This window comes from Trinickia sp. NRRL B-1857 (assembly GCF_050470685.1).
Taxonomy (GTDB): Bacteria; Pseudomonadota; Gammaproteobacteria; order Burkholderiales; family Burkholderiaceae; genus Trinickia.
The window spans coordinates 4193854-4214528 of record NZ_JBFLUK010000001.1 but is presented as its reverse complement, the minus strand read 5'-3'; the positions used below and the strand labels follow the sequence as shown (position 1 = coordinate 4214528).

Annotated in this window: 17 protein-coding genes; 3 read left to right on the top strand and 14 right to left on the bottom strand. The window is 57.3% G+C overall.

Annotation, left to right across the window (positions count from 1 at the left end; genetic code table 11):
* Positions 1–37: 37 nt before the first annotated feature.
* From cysD to AB1286_RS18865, 14 genes are all read right to left on the bottom strand, one after another.
* On the bottom strand, positions 38–1000 hold the full coding sequence (gene cysD / locus AB1286_RS18930) for a sulfate adenylyltransferase subunit CysD (RefSeq protein WP_430364703.1): 963 nt from the start codon (positions 998–1000) through the stop codon (positions 38–40).
* Positions 1000–1851 carry an alpha/beta fold hydrolase gene (locus AB1286_RS18925; RefSeq protein WP_430364702.1) on the bottom strand — a complete coding sequence of 284 codons (852 nt, stop codon included), beginning with the start codon at positions 1849–1851 and terminating at the stop codon, positions 1000–1002. Before AB1286_RS18925 ends, cysD begins: the two co-directional genes overlap by 1 nt.
* Positions 1852–2037: 186 nt before the next feature.
* Positions 2038–3291, bottom strand: coding sequence for an FAD/NAD(P)-binding protein (locus AB1286_RS18920; RefSeq protein ID WP_430364701.1), 1254 nt, complete (start codon positions 3289–3291; stop codon positions 2038–2040).
* A gap of 80 nt (positions 3292–3371) precedes the next feature.
* The gene (locus AB1286_RS18915) at positions 3372–4025 is read right to left on the bottom strand and encodes a glutathione S-transferase family protein (RefSeq protein ID WP_430364700.1); all 654 of its coding nucleotides are present in this window, start codon (positions 4023–4025) and stop codon (positions 3372–3374) included.
* A gap of 22 nt (positions 4026–4047) precedes the next feature.
* Positions 4048–5244 (bottom strand): amidohydrolase family protein, encoded by a 1197-nt coding sequence (locus AB1286_RS18910; protein ID WP_430365118.1) that lies wholly within the window; start codon positions 5242–5244, stop codon positions 4048–4050.
* A 276-nt stretch (positions 5245–5520) separates the two neighbouring features.
* The gene (locus tag AB1286_RS18905) at positions 5521–9810 is read right to left on the bottom strand and encodes a beta-ketoacyl synthase N-terminal-like domain-containing protein (RefSeq protein WP_430364699.1); all 4290 of its coding nucleotides are present in this window, start codon (positions 9808–9810) and stop codon (positions 5521–5523) included.
* A gap of 43 nt (positions 9811–9853) precedes the next feature.
* Positions 9854–11656 carry a non-ribosomal peptide synthetase gene (locus tag AB1286_RS18900; RefSeq protein ID WP_430364698.1) on the bottom strand — a complete coding sequence of 601 codons (1803 nt, stop codon included), beginning with the start codon at positions 11654–11656 and terminating at the stop codon, positions 9854–9856.
* 39 nt (positions 11657–11695) lie between these two features.
* Complete coding sequence (locus AB1286_RS18895; RefSeq protein ID WP_430364697.1) at positions 11696–12553, bottom strand: 3-hydroxyacyl-CoA dehydrogenase family protein; 858 nt, start codon at positions 12551–12553, stop codon at positions 11696–11698.
* A 26-nt stretch (positions 12554–12579) separates the two neighbouring features.
* Positions 12580–14388: an asparagine synthase (glutamine-hydrolyzing) gene (asnB, locus tag AB1286_RS18890; protein ID WP_430364696.1), complete on the bottom strand. Its 1809-nt coding sequence runs from the start codon at positions 14386–14388 to the stop codon at positions 12580–12582.
* Between the two features lie 18 nt (positions 14389–14406).
* Positions 14407–15330, bottom strand: a complete 924-nt coding sequence (locus AB1286_RS18885) for a hypothetical protein (protein WP_430364695.1) — start codon at positions 15328–15330, stop codon at positions 14407–14409.
* A 116-nt stretch (positions 15331–15446) separates the two neighbouring features.
* Positions 15447–16523 carry an HAD-IIIC family phosphatase gene (locus AB1286_RS18880; RefSeq protein ID WP_430364694.1) on the bottom strand — a complete coding sequence of 359 codons (1077 nt, stop codon included), beginning with the start codon at positions 16521–16523 and terminating at the stop codon, positions 15447–15449.
* 62 nt (positions 16524–16585) lie between these two features.
* Positions 16586–17407, bottom strand: a complete 822-nt coding sequence (locus AB1286_RS18875; RefSeq protein WP_430364693.1) for an acyl-CoA dehydrogenase family protein — start codon at positions 17405–17407, stop codon at positions 16586–16588.
* A gap of 11 nt (positions 17408–17418) precedes the next feature.
* Positions 17419–17727, bottom strand: a complete 309-nt coding sequence (locus AB1286_RS18870) for an acyl-CoA dehydrogenase family protein (protein ID WP_430364692.1) — start codon at positions 17725–17727, stop codon at positions 17419–17421.
* 37 nt (positions 17728–17764) lie between these two features.
* Positions 17765–18016 (bottom strand): hypothetical protein, encoded by a 252-nt coding sequence (locus AB1286_RS18865; protein ID WP_430364691.1) that lies wholly within the window; start codon positions 18014–18016, stop codon positions 17765–17767.
* Between the two features lie 281 nt (positions 18017–18297).
* Here AB1286_RS18865 and AB1286_RS18860 point away from each other — a divergent pair, with 281 nt between their 5' ends.
* From AB1286_RS18860 to AB1286_RS18850, 3 genes are all read left to right on the top strand, one after another.
* A complete protein-coding gene (locus AB1286_RS18860) occupies positions 18298–18552 on the top strand; it encodes a hypothetical protein (protein ID WP_430364690.1) in 255 nt (84 codons plus the stop codon).
* Between the two features lie 219 nt (positions 18553–18771).
* Positions 18772–19401, top strand: coding sequence for an adenylyl-sulfate kinase (gene cysC, locus AB1286_RS18855; RefSeq protein ID WP_430364689.1), 630 nt, complete (start codon positions 18772–18774; stop codon positions 19399–19401).
* Between the two features lie 21 nt (positions 19402–19422).
* A complete protein-coding gene (locus tag AB1286_RS18850) occupies positions 19423–20613 on the top strand; it encodes an MFS transporter (RefSeq protein WP_430364688.1) in 1191 nt (396 codons plus the stop codon).
* The last annotated feature ends 62 nt before the right edge of the window (positions 20614–20675 follow it).

The following is a 20675-nucleotide window of genomic DNA, read 5'->3' as shown; positions in this document are numbered from 1 at the left end:
ACTGGACGCGAGCCCGTTTGCATATCGCATCGCAACTTCAGAAATAGCCCTGCTTCTTGCGCTGTTCCATCGCGGCTTCGGAAGTTTGGTCGTCCATTCGCGTTGCGCCGCGCTCGGTGATCTCGGTCACCGCCGTCTCGGCGATGATCTTCTCGACGTCGTCCGCATCGCTCTCGACCGGGCACGTGCAGCTGATGTCGCCCACTGTGCGGAAGCGCACCTGCGCGAGCTCGCTCGTCTCGCCCTCACGCATCGGCGTAAGCGGCGTAACCGGCACTAGCAGCCCGTTACGGCGCACGATCTCGCGCGGGTGCGCATAGTAGATCGACGGCAGTTCGAGATTCTCACGGGCGATGTACTGCCACACGTCGAGCTCGGTCCAGTTCGAGATCGGGAACACGCGCAGGTGCTCGCCGTTGTGCAGGCGCGCGTTGAACAGGCTCCACAGTTCCGGGCGCTGCGCCTTCGGGTCCCACTGGCCGAATTCGTCGCGGAACGAGAAGATGCGTTCCTTCGCGCGCGCCTTCTCCTCGTCGCGGCGCGCGCCACCGATCATCGCGGTGAAGCCATGGTGCTCGATCGTCTCGAGCAGCGTGACGGCCTGCGCGGCATTGCGCGAATCGGTTTCGCGACGCAGCACTACCGTGCCGCGCCCGATCGAATCCTCGACGTAGCCGATGATCAGCTCGGCGCCGATCTCCTGCGCACGGCGATCGCGGAAGTCGACCACTTCGCCATAGTTATGGCCCGTGTCAATATGCACGAGCGGGAACGGCAGCGTTGTCTTGCGGTTCGCACCGAGGCCGAACGCTTTCAGTGCGAGGTGCAGCACGACAACCGAATCCTTGCCGCCCGAGAACAGCAGCGCCGGCTTGCTGCATTCCGCCACAAGTTCTCGCAGGACGTGGATTGACTCGACCTCAAGCCAGTCGAGGTGGGCCATTCGCATCCGATGTGAGGTATCGACGGACGTCGTGAAAGTTAACGGCTGGGCACGCATCAATTGACCCGTTCGGTTCGCAAAAACTGGACGACAAGGTCGGCCACGTGATCCGGCCGCTCCATGTGGATGTGGTGGCCGCCCTCGACTTCGACGATAGACAGCATACGCATGGCCGCCGAACGGCGAGCGACGAGCTCGTCCGACAACCATCCCGCCGACGCACGGATCAAGAGCGTCGGACACTCGACGCTTGCCAGCAACGCCAGGCATTCTTCCTCGGTCATCGTCAGATGCGGCTTCAAGGCAAGTCGCCGGTCGGTTCTGGACGCGAACCCATCTGAGGTCGAAATAAGATCCCGCGCCACGAGCACGGCGGCCGCTTCATGCGAAAGCTGCGCGGTCTGTCGGCGAATCTCGATGGCGGTCTGGATCGATGGATAAACGACGTGACTGGGGAGCACGGCGGACCGGCCACCCCGAACCGAGTCGAGCAACCTGGATATCGACGCGTGTGACGAAATAGCCGGCGGGCCGAGTGCGTCGATCAGAACCAAGTGTTTCACGCGCGCCGGCATCGCTGCGGCCAATACCGTAGCGATCCCGGCCCCGAGAGAATGGCCAGCGAGTGTGAGAGATGACCAACCCTGTCGCTCGATCAGCCTCGCGAGCGCATGCGCATGCTGCTCTATCGTGTAGGACTCGTGCGGCGGGAGGTGTCCACTCCAACCATGGCCCAACAGATCGGGGGCAAACCACCGCAAGTTGCGCGACTGCGCTGATAGCGGCTCGAACGACGAAGAATTGTCAAGCCAGCCGTGCAGGGCCAGTATCGCCGTATCGTCGGGCCCTCCCCAGCTCTGAGCATGGATCGTCAGTGGGCCGTATTCAATTTGTTCGTTTGACAACATGAATTCACCACCTCTCGTTATCCAAAGCCTCAAGGCCTACTGTCCCCGTCCGCTCCGAAACAGTGGCAACAAGCGTACGCTTAAGCACGGCCACGAGCCGCACCACATGCCCCATCAGCTCCGGGACCGCCGTTGCTTCCCAGTAGAGCCGCTTCAAGTGGGGACCGACATAGAAGAGTTCAGGATTCACACGGTAAGCGCTGGAGACGATACTTGTTGTCCACACAAAGGCCGTTGTCGTCGAATGCGACGAGGCCATCGCGCTGCAAGTGTCGGTATAGTGGATCGGTGGGACAAACGCCACGCAACGGAGGACTGGTGCACTCGACGAGGTAGGACGCATGTACGCCTCTGGACCTGTCCAAGGTTCTCAACCGGACCATCAAGAACAGACCGTCCGTTTCGATCCGTGCCCGCTTCCAGTCGCCCCACCAGTATCGTGAGGCGATTTTCCCTCTTTAGCCGCGTCAAAACAGACACCGTTTCGGGCGCACAACGATGCCGATGCGTATCCCAATAGGCAGCGAGATGACGAACAAGCGCACGCCGCTCGGCATCGGTCCAACGCAACGATATCCGCGGGATCGTAGGACGAAGGCTGTCGATCACATCGCGCCAGTTTCCGCCCAAACTAGCATGCACTAGCACCGACTCGCAAAGCACCGCTAGCGCCTGCCGTGGCGGCACCAGCAAACTCGACAACAGCAACGACTTGGCTTCGGAAGTCAACGGTTGCACGCAAGGTGCATGCGATTGAGGGACCAACCCGCAACGCGACATTGACGTAAATCTGCGGCGTGGGCTGCGTCGCGCCAACGCAAAGTTCACGTCGAACGATGTCAATCCTGTACCAAGGATAAAGAAGTGGCCTTCCGCCTGTAGGCTGGGAGTCACCACCAACTGCCAGGGATCCGGGAAATAGCGCGGGTCACGTGCCAACGCGTCTATCCTGGTGGCGTCGTCTCCACCGCGACGGCCGGGACCGGTCACCAATACAACTGTAGTGGCTTGCAACCCTTCCCCATCAGGTAGACAAACTTGCATATCGCCATCACGATCCGACTCGACCGCGACGACTCGGCCTTTGATCCTGCGCAACCGATGCGAATCGGACTTGTGGTCGACCTGCCGCAACTGGTCCGCCAGATAGTCGCCATACAGCGAACGCGGCAAAAAGCTATCAGCGCTCGCCGGATGGCCATGCCTGTTGCAATAGTCGACGAACTCATACGGCTTGTCGGGCGATACCGAGAGCACCCGCGCTGGTGCGTTGAGCCGCCATCCCTCGGCATCGGCGCGGTAGCCGACGCCACGTCCAAATCGACCGTATTCATCCACCAGTGTGAGCGACATCCTGGCCGGCAAGGTCGTAGACACGAGGCGAATGGCCGTCAACGCTCCGCTAAATCCGCCTCCGACAATCACTACGGAAACTGCCATCGTTTGCATCCTGTTTGCACTCTTGCCTCATTCTGGCCGATTGCCAAAGAATGGAACCGCCGGCCCCGGTTCTGCCAGCGCTAGTAGGCAAGCCGCCCCTTCATGTCGGAGAAAGACAGCATCACGTTACGCTGGTACGGTGCCCGCTGCTGGAGCGCGTCATACCAACGCTCGACATGCGGTGCGTTGGGGCGATCGATATCGAGTTCGTAATATCGGTAGCAGGTCACGCCGATGGCGATGTCGGCAACACTCAATCGATCACCGCAAAGAAATTCTCGATTGGCCAGTTGTCGATCGAGTAACTGGACGTGATCCGCGCAAATAGCGACTTTACGGGATATCTCTTCCCACTTCCGCTCGTGCTCCGGTGTACGGTAATAGGCCCAGAAAACGCCGGTTAGAAAATCCGGCTGCAAAGTCGCCAGCATCCAGTCCATCCATCTCTCTTCCCGTGAACGCGCAAGCGGATCGGATGCCCGGAAGCGTCCTCCTCCATAGGCGTCAGCGAGATAGCGCACGATTGTGTGCGACTCCCATATCGCCTCGTCTCCGTCCTGCAATAACGGGACCCGGCCATGCGGATTCATCGCCAGAAAGGCCGCATCGTCAAGACCGCCAAACCGGCCGCCAGCCGGCCGCCAGTCATAAGGCAAGGCCAGTTCGTCGAGTAGCCACACCACTTTCTGAACGTTGAAAGAGTCCTTTCTCCCCCAAACCGTCAGTTGATTCATCATCATCACCCGTGCAGATCGTTCAATGAATTTCGCCTGAGACGGCCGACCGCCAAGCACCCGAAAAATCCGGAATCGAATCGGGAGTCCATCGCAACGCCGCAAGCTTTTCTGGATAATGTGCCGCGAAGCGGCGCCAGGCGAGTGCGCCAAGTTGCTGTGCTTCGGCAAGCACTCCGTACTCATCGATGTACATGACGCGTCCGTTCAGCAGCACAGTGACGCCGTCGATCAATACGGTACTAACATCGCCGGCATGAGCATGATAGACGAGCGCCCCTATGGGATCGACGATCGGCACGATTCCCGGGCGCGCCACGTCGACAAGCTGAATATCAGCCTTTTTTCCGATCTCGATCGAACCAATCTGGTGGTCCAGGCGTAGCGCCCGTGCAGCATCCAGCGTCGCCGCCCGAAATGCATCGCGGGATCGGAATAATGAAGCGTCGTGTTCGCGCATGCGCCCGACCGAAACGTACATGCGCATCGCGTCAAAGCAGTCCGCAAAATAGTTGTCCAGACCAAGCGCAACGGGGATCCCCTCCCGAATCATCCACTTGATCGGCGCAGCCGTGCCGCGCAGTGCATTGAGCACTGGGCAATGCGCTACCGTCACCCCCGCTTTTTGCAGAATCGCGAGATCGCCGTCGGTCACATGATGACAATGCGCCGCCACACAACCTGACTCGAGAAAACCAACGTCCCGCAGCAACGCGAACGGCCCTATTCCATACAACGCATGGCTCAACTCGACCTCGTACGCACCTAGCCCAACATGACACGTGACACCGATATCATGCCTGACGGCAAGCTCGCCCAACCCTTGCAGCAAGGCCTTAGAGCAACTCAGTATCATGTTCGCACCAACCATGGCGCCGATCCGTTCTGATGAGCCTCTCGACCATCGATCGATCAATTCCTCAGTTTGTCGCAGCGCAAGTTTAGTGAGATTTGGATCAAACGAAGTTTTTCCTTGCAGTACGCTCAGCACATCGACATCGTTCGTCATTAGTGCGATTTGGGCGCGCATCCCGGATTCGATGAGCACTGGGGCAATGGCCGCTGCGTCCTCCTCCATCGCGAGGATTGTCGTCACGCCGCCACGCAGCAACTCGAGTGCGCCGAGCCGGGCGAATACGATCCGCTCGTGGGTCGAGATCAAGGCACGCATCGGTAAAAACATCGTTGGTGTCGGCGTTGCTCCAACATCCTCTGCCATACCGCGAAACAGCACGAAGCTAAGATGATTGTGGCTACTCACAAAACCCGGCGCGACGATTTTTCCAACCGCATCCAATATATGGTCGGGCGCCGGGTGTCGTGCCGCCACAGTTGCAGTGATCCCCACATCAGCAATACTGCTGCCATCGACGAGCACGGCGCCATCGGTTATGACCGTGCCCGCATCGTCTCCACATACGACAATACCGCCCTTGATCAACGTGGTTGTTCCCAATTCTCCCCCTCCGAATGGAATTGTGCGATCTCCGCACATTCAAGATTGGTAACCTAGTCTGTCGGCGAGGTACCGAGATGCTGGTCCGAGCCGAATGATACGGTTCGCCTGCCTCCATTTGTCGACAAAGCCCGGTTCGATCCGATCATGCTCGAAGAAATTCGGATCTCCCAGCCCGTCCCGCATTCGCGCGCCTGAGTATGGCTTTAGCAGTGCGTCTTCGAACTGGATCCGCAGGAAATGGCAGATGCTCTCCATTTTCCCACGCGTGTCCGCCATCAGATCCTCGTAGCGGACATGCATAAACCGCTCGGGTGGTACCTCCGCGCTGAAATCCAGAATATTGCCGTTCGAACGCACCCAGGCGAATTCACCGAAGTCAAACGGATCGGTGTTACCACCTTCCATCAACCTGACAAAACGGTTGCGTACCATCGATTCGACGACGGCGCACGGATGCCTCGTTAAATATAGATACTTGGCCTTGGGAAAATCGCGCAGAGTCTTACGCAGGACCTCAATATCATTCGAATAACCCGGCGATTTGTCCACCAACAGCCGGCCTTCGAGTCGTTGTGCGAGCCTCGCGAGCACCTCCGAGGTGGGCATTTTCGATGCGACCATCCCGGCGATCATTGCATCGGCATGCGCCGGTTCGATGTCTAGAACTTCCACGAGCGCACGTACGAGACCTTGGTTTTTATCCGGCGAGCGATCCTCTCGATCGCGTTCGTCCATATTCTCATGACGTAGCAGGTGCAGTTCGGGCGGAGAAAAAAGAGCTGAATGCCCAGCCAGCATCACGCGGAGCAGCGTCGAACCCGAGCGCACCGACGACAGCACGAACGCAATCTCGAGTGACGACTGTTGCACTACGCCCGTGTCGCCCCACGTCACAACACGCCGCGTCTCGCTCACCGCACGGTGCCGGGTAATTTCGCCTAACAGATAATCACAAACGGCTCCGGGCGTAGAAAAGCCGGCCACTTCGTTGGGATACAACCGGATATCGAAATCACGCCGCATTGCAACCAGCAATTCTGGGAGAAAGCGGCTCATGTCACCGTCTGCAAAGGTATCGTCGAGCAACATTTCCTTGCCGAGGCATCTCCTCAGCGAGTCCTGCACGTACCGAGTAACCACGTCGAACTCGACCTTACCGTCGGACGGTGCCAAGTCGCATGTTTGCGTGCCAGTAACGGCACCGCGAGCCGCATCGAACCGATCGGCCAGAAAATCGGCGAGCTGCGCGACTGTCGAATGATTAAGCAGTGCGACAAGCGGCATTTCGACCCGACGCGCTCGCCATAGCTTGTTTGCAAACTGCAATGCCAGCAACGAATGTCCGCCGAGTTCGACAAAATCGTCATGGATGCCGATCTGGTCGAATCCAAAAAGGTTGCACCACAGATCAGCGATGATCTGCTCAATCTCGTTTGTTGGGGCCGCATAAGGCGTCCGGAGATCCGGGCGTTCGTGAATGGATGATTGCGTGACCAATATCGAATCGGCCCCGGAATCGAAATCGCGCGAAGCTTGGATTTCTGGAATTTGCTGCCCGGCGGAATTCCACCGAGCAGAGAGCCTGTTCTCGCCCACCGCGAGTCGCGAGCCAGTCCTCGGCCGCGATAGCCAGTGGCGCGCCGGTTCGAACGGATAACCAGCGAGCGATATGCGGCGAACATCGCCAGTACCGAGGACCTGCTTCCAGTCTACACTCGCTCCTGCCACCCAGAGTCGGCCGAGCATGGCCGCCGGTTGCGGCCCTGACGGCGTGTCGCCACCGGCCGGCTGTCGATCGGTGCTCTCGATACGCACGTTCAGGTCGGTAGGCCGCAGTAGGGTTTGTGTATAGCCGGACAACGTCTGTCCGTGGCCAACCTCGACCAAGAGACCGACACGGGTAGTTTCAAGCAATGTACGCATTCCGGCAGCGAACCGCACCGTGCTACAAAGATGTTGCCCCCAGTAACCCGGATCGTTCAATTGTTGGTCGGTGATCCATTTCCCGGTCACGTTGGAGATGTAGGGAATCGACGGGGCTCGGACGCGCACGGAGCGGGCAGCGATATCAAGTTCCGCGGCCGCGTCTCGCAACAGATGGGAATGGTAGGCGTGCTCGACCGGCAACCATTGCGCCAGCACGTTGTGCGAGGCAAGCCGCTGTCTCGTCCATTCGATTTGTTGTTCCGTCCCGGCAAGAATGCTGAGCGCATCGCTGTTCGATGCGCTCAGTGCGACCCCTTCACCGAGATACGGGTTGATATCGTTCGTCCCGAGCGGCACCGCAATCATCGCGCCGCGAGGCAATTTCTCAATGGCAAGCGCCCGAATGGCGACGAGACGGATCGCATCATCGACCGATATCGCACCAGACAGGGCCGCAGCGACGAATTCACCTATACTGTGTCCGATCAACGAGGATGGCCGCACGCCCCACTCGATCAATTGGACCGCAAGCGCATATTCGAAGGCAAAGCAGGCCGGCTGGGCCCAACGCGTGCGCTGCAGTTGAGTCAATTCCACCGCGGGCTGATGCAGGGCCGCCATCGGATCGCTCGCGGCGTGCGACGCTTGCGCAGGCCGCCACGAGTCCACCGGCTGCCGCGTGAACAGCAACTCGTCAAGGTCCGCGTCTAGATATGAACGAAAACCGTTGCTGATATACGAAATCGTAGACCGGAACGTCCCATCTTCGTCGTAGAGCGATCGAAGCGCATTCTCACGTTGATTGCCCACGCCGGGTAACATGAAGGCGACGTTGGTCATCGCCCCCGAGGTCCTCGCCTTAATCAACACGCGTGAACGCCCATCATCGCTTGCCGCGACCACCGCGCGATGCTCGAAATGCGCCCGCCCTGTCGCCAGGGTCCAAGCCATTTCCGCGAGCTTCGCCGGGTGCTCTCCGACTTCTCTACCGAGGATACTAAGCCTCGCCTCCAGTGCCTCCGGTGTCTTGCCGCTAATCGGCAGAATCGCTTCCGTCCACTGTGCCGAGACCGCAGCCTCGGCCGATCGATACTCCTCAACGATCACGTGTGCGTTCGTGCCACCTAACCCGAAGGAACTGACGCCAGCGCGTCGCAATCGACCGTCCATCGGAGACCAGTCGGCCGATTGTCGCTGTATGTGGAATGGGCTGTTCGCCAGATCAACGTCATCGTTCGGCTCGATGAAGTGCAGCGAACACGGCAGCTTGCCGTAATGCACCGCCAGTACGGTCTTGATGAGCCCGGCAATGCCTGCGGCCGCATCGAGGTGCCCAACGTTGCCCTTCACCGATCCTAGCGCACAGGAGTTCTGTACTGTTGGGCCACACTGCGCGAACGCTACCCTGAGCGCTTCGAACTCGATAGGATCGCCGACCGGCGTCGCGCTGCCGTGTGCCTCAACGTAACCGATGTCGCACGGTGCTATCTCGGCCATCCGCAGTGCAGCTGAGATCGTATTTGCCTGTCCGTCAACGCTCGGCGCACTGTAACCCGCTCGGTTCGCGCCATCGTTGCGCACCGCCCATCCTTTAAGGACAGCGTAAATCATGTCACCATTGGCCACCGCGTCGTCGAGTCGTCGCAGGACGACCGCACCCACGCCGCTGCCGAACACTGATCCGTCCGCGTCGCGGTCGAACGGCCGGCATTGTCCGCCCTTCGACAACATTCCACCCGCCTCGTCGCTAAAATAGCCGGTCTGATGCGGTAACTGAATCGCCGCGCCGCCCGCGACCGCCATGTCGCAATGTCGAGCGACGAGCGCGTCGCACGCCAGCGCGATCGCGACGAGCGATGAAGAGCAGGCAGTCAATACTGTCAGCGCCGGACCATCGAGCCCCAGCTTGTAGGCAACCCGCGTCGACAGCGCATCGGGATTGGTACCTGGCGGTAAATCGTCGGCATCCCAATTGTGGCGGTCGAGCGAGGGAATATCCTGGCGGAATACGTGATAGAGAAAGTACTTGTTGGGCGCGCACCCTGCATACACACCGGTTTTCAGACCAGTACAGTGCGGATCGTAGCCGGCATCCTCAAATGCATGCCAGCACACCTCCAGGAAGAGCCGTTGCTGTGGATCGACGAGTTGAGCCTCGGCCGGCGAATATCCGAAGAATTTCGCATCGAATCGGTCCGCGTCGTCCAGATAGCCGCTCGCTCCGATGTACCGCTCATTACCAGCAATCTCCGCAGGCACGCCATGCGCCATGAGCTCTTCGCGTGAAAATCTCCGTACGGCATCCACGCCGTCCCAAAGATTTTTCCAGAACTCCCGTGGCGTCCGCGCTCGAGGAAACCGACACGCCATTCCCACGACCGCTATCCGTTTATCGTCCATGGCTGAACTAATCCTCGAAGAAAACTGCTGGGCGTCCCCGTAATCATCCTTGCCTGGTCGACAGAAAGGCAGCGAATCGAGATACCGTCGGATATTCGAACAATCGGAACAATGGTACGCGGATGCCCGTCGTTTCCTGCAATTGGACATGGACGCGTGCAAGCAGTATCGAACTTCCACCGATATCGAAGAAATTTCTGTCGACGTCAATATCCGGCACACCGAGGACCTCGCGCCAGATCGCACTGATCCGATCGACGAGATTCCCATTGGCATCCACATCATGTCGCGTCTTCACGGCGACAGGCATGGAAAGCGCACGCAGATCCGTCTTGCCCGTTGTGAGCAACGGCAACGTGTCGACGATCTCGATATGCACGGGCTGCAGGTAAGGCGGCAGATGCCGCCGTAGGCGTTGCCGCATGGCATCGGGTTGGATCGATCGACCATCGACCGGAACCACATAGAGAGCGATTTCGCGTGTCAGGCTTCTCGGATCGTCGAAAGCCCTGGCGACAGCCTGGCGCACGTCATCGTGCATGCTGGCCACCATCTCGATCTCCGCGAGGTTCACACGATACCCACGCACCTTTTCCTGCCGATCCCGACGCCCCTGCAAGGTGATCTCCCCCCCGGCATCGGCCTGCCCCCAGTCACCCGTTGCATATACCCGCGTGTCGCCTGGGGGCATGTCGCCATCGCCGCTCAGCGGTGCCCCGAACTGCCTGCCGCGCCAGTAACCAAGCGCAATATACGGACTGCGAACCTGCAGCTCGCCTTGCTCCAGGTTCGTCCGCCCCTGATCGTCCAAGAAAAATAGCTCGAAACCCTCGACGGCACGGCCAATCGGGAGAATTCGATTCATTTCCTCCGTGGGCTCAGGGGCGCCAACGGTCAGTGCATGCATCGCGACAAAGCCACTCGTCTCCGTAGCCCCGTATCCGTTTACAAACCACGCTCCGGGTGGGCAGAGCGACTGCGCGGACAAGCGGTCCGAATGAAATACAGGTTCGCCTCCGAGGATAATCACTCGGAGGTGTGGCAGAACCCGAGCTACATGCCGACCGACCAATGCCCGAAAGAGTGTCGGCGTCGAGTGAAGCAGTGTGGCTTCGGTCTCTTCCAGGAACGACAGCAACGCCTCAGCGCCTTCGCGACGAAAACTAAACGGCAGCAGAGTGGCACCATTCAGGATTGCACAGTAGAGATCAGTTGTGGAGCCGTCGAACGCAAGCGAAGACAGTAGCGTCTGTCGATCCTCGTGATCGATCGAAAAACGTCGTGTCAACACGTCGACGTGATGGAGCACGTTGCGATGGATCTGCGCCACCCCCTTGGGCTGTCCGGTGGATCCCGATGTATATAGGATGGAAGCAATGCTTGCGCCGTCCGCATGAACCTTCCGCGTATCCAGCGGCCGCGCTTCAATCAGTTTCGCGTACTGACCGATCGGGATGCGAACCTCGTTCAGGACGGCGGTGTACGCAGCGCCGCAATCACCGTCGATGATCGCCGCTTTCGCGCCAACATCGGCCACGATCGAGGCGACTCGCTCCGGGGGTTGGCTGTCATCGACAGGGACATAAATTGCACCCACAAACAAGGTTGCCAATATCGCGATGACCCCGTCAGTCGGCGTCGACGTGCACACGAGTACCGGAGTCCCGCGCTTGACACCCATCGCATCTAGCCCGCCGGCCAACCGCAGTACGCGATCGAGCAGCACGCGATACGAGATATCAGCATCGCGCTCGCGGATGGCAATGCGATCCGCGAAACGTTTGGCGGTCAAGAGGAATCGTGTGCCGATCGAAGCCGGTCCGGCATGACTTGGGATATTTGTCATTTGGCGTGTTCCGATTTCTGAATTAGCGACACGCTATGGTCAACGGTACACAAAAAATCCCTCGCCGGTCTTGCGGCCAAGTTTTCCGCTTTCGACTTTCTCCACGAGAGTCCGGCAAGGCCGGTAACGGTCATCGCTGAGTTCCTCTTGCAACCGCTGCAGCGAGTACAGCACGGTGTCGAGTCCGATGAGATCCGCCATTTCGAGGGGGCCCATCTTGTGGGCAAAGCACTCGCGAAAGACCGCGTCTACGTCGCGAGCCGAGGCAATTTCGTCTTCGACGAGCCTCGCTGCGTCGTTGACCACCGGCATCATGATTCGATTCGAGACAAAACCCGGAGCATCTCGCACGACAATAGCCTTCTTCCCAATTCGATCGAGAAAGTAGAACAGGCGCTGGGACGATTGCGCGGAGACGGTGGAATTGACAATCGCCTCGACTGTCTTCTTCATCGGCACCGGGTTCATAAAATGCACGCCAACAACGCGGTCGGCCCGACCGGTGAGCGCAGCGATTTTCGCGATCGGGAATACCGACGGATTTGCGATATAGAGACAGGAAGCCTTGCACACGCGCTCGAGCAAGGCATATGCGTGCCGCTTCGCTTCCCATTGTTCTGTCACGCTCTCGATCACGATATCCGCGTCGACAAGATTGGTGTAGTCGTGCGTCACGATCAGCTTCGAAAGGATCTCGTCCGTGCCATGAAGCGACGGATTCCTTGTATCGAATAGGCGAGCCGCCTTCAGGCTGGTCTCGATCAACTCCCGGCTCGTCACCAAGGTCTCCTTATTCACGTCCACCAGGGTCACCGCCAGGCCTGCGCCGAGAACCGCCTCCGCGATGCTGCGGCCGATCACTCCCGCACCGACTACGCCGATCTTCAAGCTGTCCATCGTTTTCCCTCGACTGAAAAAAATGCTTAACTCCGATATTCAAAACGCATCCCGCAGCCTTCCTGCCAACGCAACCACGATTCGAGCGTTAATGCGCACCAGACAGCGATCGCGTCGTCAGACGAGATCGCTTCGTTCCCGCTCAGTATGTTTTTCAGATGCTGCGTATCGAATATCGCGCGCTCCTCGAACGAACGAGACGCAAAGATGTCGTTGGCATAGGCCCACAACGCATTTCCAGGCCGGAAATACAGGTGTACGGGAAACGTGAACGGCTGCTTCTTTCGATACCGGATAGAATCGGGTAACCACCCTTGCGCTGCTTCGTACACGGGCAGCTTGGATCGCTTACCGTCGACCAGCGCGGCGGGCGGCAGCGAATTGGCATAGGCGACGACTTTCGGCTGACAGAACGGCACGCGCACCTCGACCGAATGCGCCATACTCAGATGATCGACGCGCCGGTGAATATAAAAAGGCATGCGATCCACTTGATCCATTCGCAGGAGCGCGTCGAATCGCTGCCCGCCGGCAGGGAGCCCCCGAAGCTTGTCTCGCACCGATTCAACAGCCGTCGGCCGGCGCGCCAGGTAATCGCGGAACGAATCAGCGTAGATAGATCGACGCACAGCGGCAGGAAATGGTCCGAGCTTGTCCAGGTAACGGTCGAGCCAGTCCTCGCGCGTATCGAAGGCCGAGTCCGAGAACCGCTGGTAGCCGGCGAAATATTCGTCGGCGCCTTCTCCCGTCAACGCGACCTTGTAGCCATGCGAGTGGATCGCCTCGAATAGCGCGTAGGTACTCAGCGCATGTGGTGCGGAATTCGGCTGGCCGATCGAGCGCGACATCGCTTCGATCAGATCAGGAAATCTCCGCGGAGACAACTCAATCTCGTTGTATCTCACGCCGCATCGCTCCGCCACTTGCCTCGCGTAGCCGCGCTCGTCATCGCACCAATCGCCCTCGTAGCAAATGTGAAAGGCATCGAGTCCGTCTCGCTGTGAGGCTGCCATCGCTGTGACGAGGCTGGAATCAAGTCCGCCGCTCGTCACGACACAAGGAGTGACGTCGGAGGTGAGCAGTTGTCTCACTTCCGCTTCAAACAGTTCGCCGAAGCCACCTGCCCCGTCACCGTGCCTTTTTTCTCCCACGCCACTGTCAATCTCCGGTAGCTCCGGCCTGTACGAATGCGACACCAGCTTCCCGTGCAGACCCATCTCAAGTATCGATCCTGGCAGCAGGTCATGGACGTCGAAGAACGACGTGTTCGGCCCCCACACCGCCCGCAATGCGAAGACCTCGTCAATGCACGCAGCATCGAAGCGCCGCGGAACGGCGTCGAATGCGAACAGGCCATTGAGTTCCGACGCGAAATAGAGCGCCCCGGACACGCGATCGTGAAAGTAGTAGAGCGACTTGACTCCCATCGAATCGTTGGCAAGGACTATTTTTTTCTCACCTCTAGAATCGATGATTGCGAGTGCAAACATGCCGTCTAGATACCGGACGAATTCTTGACCATAGATCACATACAGTGCGGGCAGTATCGCGCCGTCGCAGGCATTCTCCACGTCGTAGCCGTGTTTCCGGACGATGTCGCGAAGAGCGTGGTGGTTATATATCTCTCCATTGAAGACGACATGCACGTTGCCCAGTGAGAACGGCTGCATACCGTCCTGAAGACCGACGACGGCGAGCCGGTTCGCACCAATCGACCAAGCTTCAGACGAGAGGAAATAGCATCCGTCGGGGCCGCCGCTGCGTTGCATATCGGAGACCTTTTTCAGACAATCTTCGCTGGTACGGACACCATACGAGCCAAATATTCTGCACATACGATCCTCGCTCGACGGCTACGCCGCGTGAGTTGCCACCAGTTTCTTCTTGCCGGCCGGGCTCTGCCTTGACTCGGGGAAATCGCTGCGGATCATCTCAACGACGATGGAAATCTGCGCTGCCATCGCCCTCGCCTCATCAACTGACGGTAACGAACCATGCCGCTGCAAGATTGAGTTACCCGTTTTGAGGTAAACCGGTGCGGCAGCCCGCACAATATCCGCAGCTTCGAAATATCGGATGAAGCCGCCAGATTCCGGTGGGTTATCGGTATGTATGTCGAGCGGCACCGAAACAGCTTTTCGGATCGCCCGGATCATCGAGATGTGTAGGTCCCGAATCGGATTGATCGTGTTCGCACCGAGCTGTTCGAGCACTTTCGCCGATATCGGATTGCAGCAACCCATATGCGCAGACGCCTTTAGCAACGTCTCCCTCGGCAGAATTCCCGCGCTCCTCAATTCGTTGAGCAACCACAGCAGGCCTTCGTCGTAGACGACGAAGGCCCGGACGCCGCACTCGACCCCGCGCATGACATCCTTGACAGCGCGATTAATCTGATCTTGCCCTCGCAACCGGTAGCCGACTAGTTTTCCCTGGATGCTACCTGCGGAGGCACCGGTGTCATACACAGCCCTCGGGCCGACAGACATGGTTAGCAAGGCGCCCGCCGAGGCACACAGCGAAACGTATTCCGCGATGTCCTGCCGAGCATGCCTGAACAGACCCAGCGTCTCAGTAATTCGGTTGATAACGACGTTTCGCTTGGACGCCTCTTCCAACAAGGCGGCAAGTGCTGCAACGGAATTGACAGTCGGAACTTCGATGCGATAGTGCGCGTCATCGCCAAAGGTTCGTATCTGTTCGACGTCAACGTACAAGTCCTGTACCGCCAGTCCTCTGGAAGCCAGAAACGATTTCACTAGATAATGATCGCTCATACTCTCCTCTCCTCGTGCTACCGGGACTGGGCGGCTCGTACGACGGCAGCAAACACCACGAGTGGCTGACGAAACTTGCCCCCGACCGGATTCGTCCGGGAAACGCACGTGACACTTCAGTTGGTCGAACGGGACGGATCCTCATACGAAATGGACAGATACGGAGGAAACGGCTGCGCATTAGGTGGCGCGAGAAAGATCCTTTCGTCGCCGGAACCCTCACACTCGACGAAGCCTGCCATCTTGTACGCCATGAACATCGCCTGATTGCGGCCCGTGTCTCGGAAGACAGCCGTCAATTCCGCCTTGTGCTGCACGGCGATATCGATCAAGAAATTCAACATGACCGAACTGACACCGCGCGACATGATTCGGCACGACATCAACAGTAGAAGAAGATTCCATCGAGCCTGGGCCTTTTCGCACAGTGCGACGCCGATCGTGCCATAGTCACCGAATCGGTCGACAAGGCTAGCCAGCAGTAACGAGTGCGTGGCCGACGACGCGATTTCCTTCAATTCACGGTATGAATAGAGGCGCCCTGTAGAATTGAGCTGATTAGACCTCTGCACCAACTCTTCGACGCGCCTCAAGTCATCCGCCGCGGCGTGCCATATCCGCATTTCCATGTCCAGCGACTTGAGAAACTCCTGATGAGGCCCAGAAAAATCCGCCTCGGCCTGTTGCCGGTGCATCTCGCCAAGGTATAGCTTCCGGCGTTCACGCGCCTCGGGTGTGGGGCGCATATCAGATACGCCCAGATCACGCAGCAAACCCTCTACACTCTCGAACGCAAAAGCCCGTATGCCTGGGCACGAAGCAGTGACCTCCGCTCGCTCAAATGCATCGTCATCCACGAGAACCAACGTATCCAATGCGACGTTGAGGCTGGCTCCAATTCTCGTCAGCGCTTCACTCTTCGCCCCCCAGTTAATCTGCGGATAAAGAAAGTACTCGCGGAGACCAAGCGAATCGATTTTTTTCATGGCGAGCATCTCGTCATTACGGCTCGCAATCGAGTTAAGCACGCCACGCTCGTCCAGTGCCTTGATTGCTGCAACAGCCGATTCGACGGTGCGCAAATCGTCTCCTTCAGACAGCACGCCCTGCCACAACGTATTGTCAAGATCCCATACGACACATTTGACGACCATCATGTCCTCGGCTTGATTTTCCGAAACCGGAATCTTCAATTAATTAGGATCGCTAAATTATTTCAACGTTTCTGGTGGCGGTGACCTTCCGTTACCAGGAATCACGTCACAGATTCGAGCGACTTGCAAACATGATCCGCAATCTGGATTTCGTGAAGTTCACTGCTGCCCTCGATGATTTCCAGGATCGGCGCATCACGATATGCCCGCGCAATCAGACCATCATCCATGCAACCAGAGGCGCCCGACAGTCGGAGAGCCGTCCCACTCACCAAGGACAACGCCTTGGTCGCCGTATATTTTGCGACATAGGTCGCGTCAATCGCGGCCGGGTCGCCTTCGTCGTGAAGCATTCCCGCCCGGATGCACGCCGCCTCCGCAGCACTGACGGCCAGATACATTTCAGTGATCATTTTGGCGAACAACGGATGACGGACGAGGTTCGAGCCGAACCGCATAGTCGTCCCCGCGCGCTTGAGACATTGGGTCATGCACGTTCTCGCAAGCGACAATGCCCCCCAAGCAATAACAAATCGTCCGATATCGAGTGCGAAAGCTCCAACTGTAGCTTTCCCGAAACCGAGTCCGCCTATCAGATTAGATTCCTCGACCCTTACGCCGTCAAAGCGAATTGTCGCAAGCATCGACGCGCGCGCGCCCACTAGCGGTCGTGTGATGGGCTCGATCGTCAAGTTATCCGCATCGCGCGGGACAATGAGGGCTACGTGCTGCCCATTGAGCTTCCCAAACACGAGAAAAACATTCGCGATCGGACCACAGGATATCCATGTCTTCGTACCGCGCACCTCGAGACAACCGCCACGCCTCGATACCGTCGTGGCGATCATGTCAAAATCGCTTCCGCTCGCGGGCTCTGTCAATGCTAGCGCGCCAATTGCCTTCCCTGTCGCGATGGACTTCAACCATCTATCCTTCACCGCATGCCCCCCCATCGATAAATGGAGGCGGCAACCATGTTGTGTACCGTAAGCAAATTTCGGATCGAAGACGATTCCGCACTCAAGCTAGCCACTGCGAAGCCGAAGTCGAGACGCCCCAGGCCTTTTCCGCCCGAGGCGACTGGAACAAGGCCACCGAGATAGCCATGGGCGCCAAGCGCATCGATGAGTTCGAACGGCAGCACTCTCGTTTCCTCGATTACGTCAACCGAGGGAGCGATAAATTTGTCCACAAACGCGCGGTGCAAGTCGATCTTTTTCTTGAATTCCAGATCTGGCGACATCAACTTCTCCTCGAAACCACCCGAATTCCTTTTCATTTCACAAGGTTGCGACCCGCCCCCCCCTCTTACGGTGAACAAGTTTGACAATTGCGTCGAAATTCTTGAAATTGTCAACACTCAGATCGCAATCCAAAATAATCACCTCAAATTCCTTCTGGATGAACATCACAATCTGCATAGCAAATAGTGAGTTGACAAGCCCCGATTGAAACACATCACCCACGGAAACGATTTCATCACATCCCGAATTTCTCTTTAAGAAATCAGCAATCGCGCTCTCGATCTGCATCTTCCGATCCTTTGAAATAACCTTCATCTTTAGTAAAGAAGTTAAACGTATTTACTTATAACACAATTCACGAATACATCAAGGACAACTTTGATTTGCCCCTTTTTAAAATTTTGCAGCAACGAATCCTGTAAACCTTGACAGTTATCATTCTTCACACGGTGGATTACGGTCATGCCGAAATCCGAGCAGACCAGTAATATCCGGATTTTTCAGATTGATCATCTTGTTACGCAGTAACGATTAAAGATAGCGTTACTGCGTAACAAGAGGGTTTAGTCATGGCAAAATCGTCAGCAGAACGGCAAGCGAAATACCGCCAATCTCGGGCATGCGCCGGAGACAGTGGCGAGCGTAGAATCAACACCTGGATCTCAAATGGCACGGCGGTCGCATTGGGACGCTTGATTAAACGTTACGGCATAACGCAACGGGAAATGCTAGAGCAACTCGTCCTGAGCGCCGATCAGCAGATTCTCGCGACGCTTGATCGTGACGGCAATGAGTGGAAGGAATATTTATCCGTTACTGCGTAACAAAATAGTCGTCGACAATGCAAACCGGATGCTCGTTCATTTTATGAATTTTTAATGAAGGCATGACCAATGCTCGAACTACGAAACAGTTTTCGGCGTACCGGAAGATCGCGCCAGGTTAGGTTGTTTGGGTGCTCACGAATAATGCAGCACAGGTGCGCGCCATTTTCGCACAGTGCTTTCAATTACTCTGACAACAAACCAATCTAGGAGTCGGTCATGCATTCGAATACAACAAATTCAATTTGCATCGATAAATTTGCACGCTCATCCATCAAGCAACAGAAAGCATGTGCAATATGGCTTACCGGATTATCCGGCGCCGGAAAATCAACCATCGCAACCTTAACAGAGAAAGCATTATTTTCCCTAGGAAAGCACACTTATATATTGGATGGAGATGAGATTCGCTCGACACTAAACACGGATCTCGGCTATGACGCCATCGCTCGAAGCGAGAATATTAGACGGGTCAGCGAGTTAGCTCGACTGATGGTTGACAGTGGGCTCATTGTCCTTTGCGCCCTTATTTCGCCATTTCGACGTGATCGCGAGCTGGCAAAATTGCGATTTGCACCGGGAGAATTCTTTGAAATTTTCGTCGATGTTCCGTTATCCGTGGCCGAATCGAGGGATCCGAAAGGCTTATATCGAAGGGCCAGGACTGGCGAGATTCGTGGGTTTACAGGCATCGATTCAGAATATGAGCAACCCAAGTCCCCCGATCTGCATCTGCACACCGACAATTGCACGCCAGAAGAAGCGGTTGCCATTATTATTGATTTACTTATAAATAACAAAATAATCTCCCAAAAACAAAAACCACTGCTGTGTGGCACCGCACTCTGATTCCCGCAGAACTATCGCCCCATGCAAAATATCGATATTTCACCATCGAAATCGGGCATGTCTCTCTATATCGCGACGATATTGACCCATACGGCTCTGACGGGTGGGCGAGTTGCCGTTTCGCTGAGCGCAATCGGTGCCCACACGTCACCATTGACACTCGGCATTTTAATCGCACTTTTCGCAGTATTCCCTATGCTCCTGGCATTGCATACCGGCCGGTGGATAGACCGCATCGGTATTCAAGCCCCTCTTTTTATCGGTGTGGGGCTCGCCACTCTCGGATGTCTGGGGCCAGTATGTCTCGTCTCCACCGGCGCATTAATTTGGGCATCGTCGCTAATCGGCGCGGGATTCATGGTATTCCAGGTCGCCATGCAGAACCTGCTCGGTCAATCAGAGCCGTCGCGACGTCTACACAATTTTTCGCGGTTAGCCGTAACGCAATCGGTTTCCGCGTTCAGCGGCCCGCTTTTAGTCGGCGGCGTACTCGGTCTCTTCGGATATCGAATGACCTTCGCCGTACTTGCATTGCTTCCAGCTACGGCAACGGCCATTCTTCTAACACAGCGCGCACACCTTCTTCACGCCACAGGCGGTACGACATACGGACACACGGGCTATACCCGCTCCTTACTCACCACGTCTTCCGTGCGACGCATATTGATCGCGAACACTGTGCTTTCCGGCGCCTGGGATACCCACGCGTTCATGCTCCCACTCTATGGGGCTGCAATCGGCCTTTCAGCGACAAGAATTGGGACAATCATGTCGGCGTTTGCGCTGGCTGCGTTTTTTGCACGGCTGAGCACACCCTTCACCAGAGCGCGACTGTCGTCTGCAACGCTGCTAGCACTCGCGATGGCATGCGCCGCCGGCGTATTCATGCTTTACCCGCTCGTCAACGGGTTGGAACAATTGCTCGCCCTGTCGTTTCTTCTCGGCATTGCTCTCGGCACCAGTCAACCCAATGTCATGGCACTACTCCACGAGGTGACCCCGCCACAACAAATCGCCGAGGCTATCGGCTTGCGTATAGCGCTCGTCAATCTGACTCAATTCGCAGTCCCCCTCGGCTTCGGCGCTTTGGGTAGCACGTTGGGCACCTTGCCGCTGTTCTGGGGTTATGCGTTTGTCTTGGCGGCATCGATCAGGTGGAGAACGCAATCTATTGGCAGCAGGAAGCATCCACGGATCGAAAAGAAAACGTAGCGCGCAACCCTAGCTGCGTCCCACCCACACGGGTTGGCCAGATCGGAGCATAGCTAGCTCAT

Coding starts and splice junctions, on each gene's coding strand:
- cysD (WP_430364703.1), bottom strand. CDS start 1,000: ATGCGTGCCCAGCCGTTAACTTTCACGACGTCCGTCGATACCTCACAT.
- AB1286_RS18925 (WP_430364702.1), bottom strand. CDS start 1,851: ATGTTGTCAAACGAACAAATTGAATACGGCCCACTGACGATCCATGCT.
- AB1286_RS18920 (WP_430364701.1), bottom strand. CDS start 3,291: ATGGCAGTTTCCGTAGTGATTGTCGGAGGCGGATTTAGCGGAGCGTTG.
- AB1286_RS18915 (WP_430364700.1), bottom strand. CDS start 4,025: ATGAATCAACTGACGGTTTGGGGGAGAAAGGACTCTTTCAACGTTCAG.
- AB1286_RS18910 (WP_430365118.1), bottom strand. CDS start 5,244: ATGGCAGAGGATGTTGGAGCAACGCCGACACCAACGATGTTTTTACCG.
- AB1286_RS18905 (WP_430364699.1), bottom strand. CDS start 9,810: ATGGACGATAAACGGATAGCGGTCGTGGGAATGGCGTGTCGGTTTCCT.
- AB1286_RS18900 (WP_430364698.1), bottom strand. CDS start 11,656: ATGACAAATATCCCAAGTCATGCCGGACCGGCTTCGATCGGCACACGA.
- AB1286_RS18895 (WP_430364697.1), bottom strand. CDS start 12,553: ATGGACAGCTTGAAGATCGGCGTAGTCGGTGCGGGAGTGATCGGCCGC.
- asnB (WP_430364696.1), bottom strand. CDS start 14,388: ATGTGCAGAATATTTGGCTCGTATGGTGTCCGTACCAGCGAAGATTGT.
- AB1286_RS18885 (WP_430364695.1), bottom strand. CDS start 15,330: ATGAGCGATCATTATCTAGTGAAATCGTTTCTGGCTTCCAGAGGACTG.
- AB1286_RS18870 (WP_430364692.1), bottom strand. CDS start 17,727: ATGTCGCCAGATCTGGAATTCAAGAAAAAGATCGACTTGCACCGCGCG.
- AB1286_RS18865 (WP_430364691.1), bottom strand. CDS start 18,016: ATGCAGATCGAGAGCGCGATTGCTGATTTCTTAAAGAGAAATTCGGGA.
- AB1286_RS18860 (WP_430364690.1), top strand. CDS start 18,298: ATGGCAAAATCGTCAGCAGAACGGCAAGCGAAATACCGCCAATCTCGG.
- cysC (WP_430364689.1), top strand. CDS start 18,772: ATGCATTCGAATACAACAAATTCAATTTGCATCGATAAATTTGCACGC.
- AB1286_RS18850 (WP_430364688.1), top strand. CDS start 19,423: ATGCAAAATATCGATATTTCACCATCGAAATCGGGCATGTCTCTCTAT.